The organism is Mycobacterium sp. (assembly GCF_035499775.1).
Taxonomy (GTDB): domain Bacteria; phylum Actinomycetota; class Actinomycetes; order Mycobacteriales; family Mycobacteriaceae; genus Mycobacterium.
In genome coordinates, this window is the sequence record NZ_DATJYB010000025.1 from 1 (window position 1) to 4,746 (window position 4,746).

General features: G+C 64.6%; 4 protein-coding genes. All 4 read left to right on the forward strand.

Annotation, left to right across the window (positions count from 1 at the left end; genetic code table 11):
- On the forward strand, positions 1–1,972 hold a 1,972-nt coding region (locus tag VML93_RS01510; RefSeq protein WP_325606949.1), incomplete at its 5' end, for a hypothetical protein.
- Between the two features lie 124 nt (positions 1,973–2,096).
- The gene (locus VML93_RS01515) at positions 2,097–2,987 is read left to right on the forward strand and encodes an adenylate/guanylate cyclase domain-containing protein (protein WP_325606950.1); all 891 of its coding nucleotides are present in this window, start codon (positions 2,097–2,099) and stop codon (positions 2,985–2,987) included.
- Positions 2,984–3,631, forward strand: coding sequence for a FimV/HubP family polar landmark protein (locus VML93_RS01520; protein WP_325606952.1), 648 nt, complete (start codon positions 2,984–2,986; stop codon positions 3,629–3,631). The genes VML93_RS01515 and VML93_RS01520 overlap by 4 nt, the downstream gene beginning before the upstream one ends.
- A gap of 141 nt (positions 3,632–3,772) precedes the next feature.
- A partial coding sequence (locus VML93_RS01525) for a serine/threonine-protein kinase (protein ID WP_325606953.1) occupies positions 3,773–4,746 on the forward strand: 974 nt, incomplete at its 3' end.

Genomic DNA, 4,746 nt, shown 5'->3' on the forward strand with positions numbered 1-4,746 from the left:
CCTGATTGGCAACGCAGCGGCGGACAGCTTCACGCTGGGGAGCACGCTGAGCGGTTCGATCACCGGCGGAGGCGGGGCCAACACGCTGACTGGTGCTAACGCGACCACCGCCTGGACGGTGACGGCGGCTGATGCCGGTACGGTTACCGGGGTCACGGGCGGCTTCACGCAGATCGGCAGCCTGATCGGTGGTTCGGGGGCTGACAGCTTCACGCTGGCGGGCGGCACATTGAGCGGCTCGCTCGCGGGCGGCGGCGGCAGCAATACGCTGACTGGTGCCAATGTGAACACGACTTGGACCATCACTGCGGCCGACGCTGGCAACATGGCAGCAATCACGGGGGGCTTCACCCAGATAGGCAATCTGACGGGCGGGACGGCAAACGATACGTTCGCGTTCAATGGCGCCACTGCGGGTGTCAGCGGAAACATCGCGGGTGGCACAGGCACCAATTCGCTCGATTACTCTGCATATACGGGCGGTGCCGTGACGCTCAACGTAACTGCTCCAGGAATAGCCACAACTACGGGAATCGGCGGAACGTACAGCGGCATCAACTCTGTCACAGGCAGCGCAGCAAGCGACACGGTCACAGGTACGGGCGCGACCTACAACACCTTCAACACGACGACCAAGGGTACGTTCACCGCCGGCGGCATCGCGGTGAGTTCGTTTGAAAACATCAACGACTCGGGCGCGGCGACGGTCACCATGACCGGCGCGACGACGGGCGGAATCTCGGGCAACGTCACTACGGCCGGCGGCCTGGTGACTCTGGGTGCGGCTGCCGGCAACGTCGGCGGCAACGTCAGCATGGGCGGTGCCGGCACGCTGAATATGGGCACGGCTGGCACGGTGACTGGAACGGTGAACACAGCCACGGTCAGTTACGCCAGCTATCTCGTGCCGGTGACTTTCAACGTGACGACGCCTTCACTGCCTGGCATGGCGTCGTTCACCGGCGTGACCTCGGTCGTCGGCAGCCCGAACACGGACACGGTGACGGGTACGAACGTCACTTGGACGCTGACGGGCGCCAACTCCGGAACGGGCGGCGGCTTCAGTTGGTCCTCGTTCGAGAACCTGACCGACACCGGCAACGCCAATATCACAGGCGGCGGAAGTGTGGCCGGCGCAATTGCGGTCACCGGCAGTTCGACGCTGACGGGCTCCATCGGCAGCGGCGGCGGCCAGAGCTACGGCGGCCCAATCACCCTGGGCGGCGCGACGACCCTGCAATCGACGGGCGGGGGTACCATCAATCTGGGCGGCACGGTCAACGGTGCAACGTCGCTTGTGATTGCCACCACCGGCAACGTCGCGCTTGGCGGCGCCATCGGCGGCACGACGCCGCTGACGGCGTTCACGGTGGCGGGCACTGTCCCCTCGACGCCGCCGAGCACCTTCCCGGACCAGACGAAGATTCCGCCGGCCGGCAACATTTCCTTCGGCGCCGGCGCGGACATTACCGCGACTTCCAACACCACGGGCGCGGTGAGGCTCAGCGCGAACAGCTTCACGGGAAACACGACGATCACGACGGGCGACCTCATTCTCAATGCGCAGACGACGATTCCCGTAAACAACAGCATCACCTTGGACGTGAGCAACTTTGGTCTGAGCGGGGTGAACGGCAACTACTCCTTCGGCGGCGCGATTATCAGCAACACGGTGGCTACGCCCTCGGGCTCGGACATCGGCGTGACGGTAGGCGGGGTCAGCCTGAAGCAGAGCACCCTCGAGTCGCAGGCCGCATCGGCCGCTTCGACCGCGTCCGCTACCGCGGCGCAGTCAGCGGCGAAGGAGGCGGCGAACACCTTCGGGACGGATAGCGTGGTAGAGCAGATCGAGTATGGTTTCGCCGGCGATGTCGGCACGCTGCCGCCGATCGACCACAGGCTGCAAGGCGTCGGCATATCGGTACCGCACTGCTTTAACGATAGCCGGGAAGGGGAGGCCTGCACCAATTAGCCGCCCCCGGGGATATTCCAGGAGCGGGAAAGCGGAACGGGGGGCGCGTCGGCGCCCCTTTCTTTTGGGCCGTGTAAAATTGCCGGGATAGCGGGCGTATCCAGAGGGGAACGGAAGCAGAAAGATGGCCGAGCAGCAAGCGCAAGCCGCCGTGCTTTTCGCCGACGTAAGCGGCAGCACCAAACTCTACGAAACCGCGGGCGACCAGGTCGCCAAAGCCGCGATCGACGAGTGCGTGCGCATCATGCGCGAGCGCACGGAAGCGGCCAAGGGCCGCGTCATCAAGACCATCGGCGACGAAGTCATGTCCTCGTTTCCCAGCGCCGACGCCGCGGCCGACGCTGCGATCCAGATGCAGGAAGCCATCAACGAGCTCAAGCCGGTCGGCAACACCAAGATCGGCATCCGTATCGGCTTCAATTGGGGGCCGATCGTGGTCCAGGCCGACGGCGACATCTTCGGCGACGCGGTCAACGTTGCCTCGCGCCTGTCGCATGTCGCAGTGAAAGGGCAGATCATCACCGCGCGGGACACGGTGATGCACATGGCGCCGATGCTGAAATCGGCCACCCGCAAGATCACCGCCATCCAGATCAAGGGCAAGGCGGCCGAGGTCGAGGTCTACGAGCTGATGTGGCAGCAGAGCGAGGATGCCACCACCATGGCGGCCGCGCGTTCGGTGTACAAGCCGAAGAAGACCACGCTGCGCCTCCTGCTGCAGGGCAAGGAACACTTGCTGACCGACGATCTGACCGCGGTGTCGATGGGGCGCGACGCCTCCGCCGACCTCGTGATCACGGACCGGATGGCTTCGCGCTCGCACGGCAAGATCGAGCGCCGCCTGGACAAGTTCGTTCTCACAGACCATAGCGCCAACGGCACCTTCGTGATGGTGGAGGGCGACCGGGAGGTCGTACTGCGCCGGGAAGAGTTCACGCTGCGCGGCCGTGGCTGGATTGCCTTCGGCCAGTCGAAAACAACCGCCACCGACATACTCGAGTACTACTGCGAATGACGTCGCGCCGCAGCCTGGCCGCCTTGATGCTGGCCTGCGCGGCGGTGCTGCCCCTGGCGGCGCGGGCCCAGATCAAACCGACGCACGAGGTACGGCGGGGAGATACGCTGTTCGCGGTCGCGCGCAAGGCCAAGCACGAGGGCGTCAGCCGCAATCAGATGATTCTGGCGATCTTCCGCGCCAATCCGAACGCGTTTCCAGGCGGCGATATCAACAAGCTCGAGGTCGGAACCGTTCTCGCCATTCCGCCACGCGAGGTGGTGGCCGCTATTGACCCCGCCGAGGCCGACCGGCAGGTGGCTAGCCTGATTGCCGCCAAACCTGGGGCGGCACCCCCGTTGGCGTCCGCCAAGCCCGCCGCAAAGATGGTTCCCACGCCATCTCCCGGCCGCGAGGACGCGATACGGCGCTACCGGGAAGGCCTTGCGCTGGAGCACAAGGGAGACGACCAGGGCGCGCTGAAGGCCTATCTGGAGGCGGGCGAGGCTGGCTACGGGGTCGCCCAGCGCAAGCTGGGGCAGATCTACGACAAGGGGAACACGGCGGTGCAGCGTGACTATCAAACCGCCCTGTACTGGTACCAGAAGGCGCGGGAGCAGGGGGTCGAGATCGACAAGCCCCTCCCGCGCATGACAACCAAATGATCCCGCAGGCTATTCCGGGCGGCCGGATCGGGTTAAAAGAGTGCGACTTCTGCCCTTGTCTTAACCCCGCCGCGTCAAGATAATATCGAGTTGTGGTAAATCGCCCGAAAAATCTGATGCTTAGTTCCGTTCGGGAGGCCGATGTCGTCGCCTGCTGAGCAACTCAAGCAACTGGGCCGCTACGACCTGACCCGTGTTCTGGGCAAGGGCGCGATGGGCATCGTCTATGAAGGGATGGACCCCAAGCTGCACCGCAAGGTGGCGATCAAGACGATTCTCAAGGGGCACATGGATGACGATGATGCCGCCAAGGAATATTCGATGCGGTTCATGCGCGAGGCCCAGGCCGTCGCGCGCCTCAACCATCCCCATATCGTGCAGGTGTACGACTTCGGCGAGGAATCGCAGGTCGCCTACATCGTCATGGAGTTCATCAAGGGCAAGGAGCTCAAGAACTTCTTCGACGCCAACGAGCGCTTCGAACTGAAGGAAGCAGTGCGCATCATGTGCGAGCTGCTCGATGCGCTCGATTTCGCGCACGAGGGCGGCATCGTGCACCGCGACATCAAGCCGGCCAACGTGATGCTGGACGGCCAGGCGCGCGTCAAGCTGGCCGACTTCGGCGTCGCGCGCGTTTCCGACGACCGTTCGGCCGCGGAAAAGACGCAGGCCGGCACGATGGTGGGTACCCCGGCCTACATGTCGCCCGAGCAGATTACCGGCGGCAACGTCGACCGGCGCACGGACATCTTTTCGGCCGGCATCATCCTCTACCAGTTCCTGACCGGCGAGAAACCGTTCACCGGCTCGGGCGCCTGGACCATCGCGAAGAAGATCATCCAGGACCATCCGCCGCTGCCCTCGTCGATCAACAATACGATCTCGCCGCTGTTCGACAACGTCGTCAACAAGGCGCTGTCGAAGACGGTCGAGGGGCGCTACCAGAGCGCCAAGGAATTCAGCATCGCGCTCAAGCGCGCGCTGGAAGGCAAGTCCGAGGAGGACGATTCCGACAAGACGGTCGTCGGCTCGATGGGCGACCTGTCGTCGCTCGCCAAGCCCGCCGCTTCGGTGGCAGCGGCCAAGGCCGACTCGACCAAGGGCACCACCGCCAC

Excerpts from the sequence above, each read along its gene's own strand:
- VML93_RS01520 (WP_325606952.1), top strand. The coding sequence starts at position 2,984 with ATGACGTCGCGCCGCAGCCTGGCCGCCTTGATGCTGGCCTGCGCGGCG.
- VML93_RS01515 (WP_325606950.1), top strand. The coding sequence starts at position 2,097 with ATGGCCGAGCAGCAAGCGCAAGCCGCCGTGCTTTTCGCCGACGTAAGC.